1 protein-coding gene is annotated in these 869 nt (G+C 55.8%); it reads right to left on the bottom strand.

Annotated elements, in window-relative coordinates; genetic code table 11:
- Positions 1-56 precede the first annotated feature (56 nt).
- The coding region (locus tag AC04SF_RS37380) for a LysR family transcriptional regulator (RefSeq protein WP_488481874.1) at positions 57-869 on the bottom strand (813 nt) is incomplete at its 5' end.

Below are 869 nucleotides of genomic sequence, written 5' to 3'. Positions count from 1 at the left end.
GAAGGTCATACGACGTTGATGGGGCGCTCGATGATGCAATGCTGGGTGCCACACCTTCAGGTCATCTCGGGATAAAGGCCCAGAAGCTCATCAATCAGATCGGCAAATTTTTGTTCCGGAGGGGTCAGCGAGCTCAAGTTGGAAGAGATGAGGTAGACATCCGCCCCGAGCGGCTCATCGAACAGCCGCAACGGCCACAGTCGCCCCTGGGCCACATCATCGTGGGCGGTGAGAACGGGCAATAGGCCTATGCCCAAACCCGATATTAGCATGCGGCGCACCTCATCGAGGTCGTGGCTCCATCCGCTAACTCGACGTCCGAGACCAAGGCCCTCTCGCAAAAAGATCATCGGCTCGAATCCGCTCCCATCAGTGGCGCAATCGAAGGCGATGAAGGGCTCTTGTTGAAGCCTTCGGACATCTACCTCCTGAACTCCGAATAGAGGGTGTTCGGCACCACAAAATATGCCAAAATCCTCTCGAAATAAGTGGCGGCATCGCAGCGTCGGCATTTCCCTCGTCAAAAGACAGATGCCGATGCCAGCCTTGTCCATCGAGATCTGGCGCACGATTTCGAGCGACGTCTTGATGTCGATGCGCCATGTGACAGATGGGTATCTCTGGTGATAGAGCCGAAGTGCTTCGTCCACGAGAGTGGACTGTAGCCGGGTAACCATGCTGAGCTTTAACTCTCCGAATTCGTCATCGCTCCCGTCTTGCGAGAGGGTGCCGATTCGGTCAACGCACCGGGACATCTCGGAACATTCCTGGTAAATCTGTTCGCCGCGCAATGTCAGCGCAAAATGGCGAGGGTCACGGAAGACGAGCTTGCAGTCGAGTTGGTCTTCTAGTTTTTGCAGCGCAAGGCT

The sequence above is a fragment of the Mesorhizobium sp. CNPSo 4671 genome (assembly GCF_057784245.1).
Note: the sequence above shows the minus strand (reverse complement) of the source record. Positions and strands in the feature narration are given on the sequence as shown.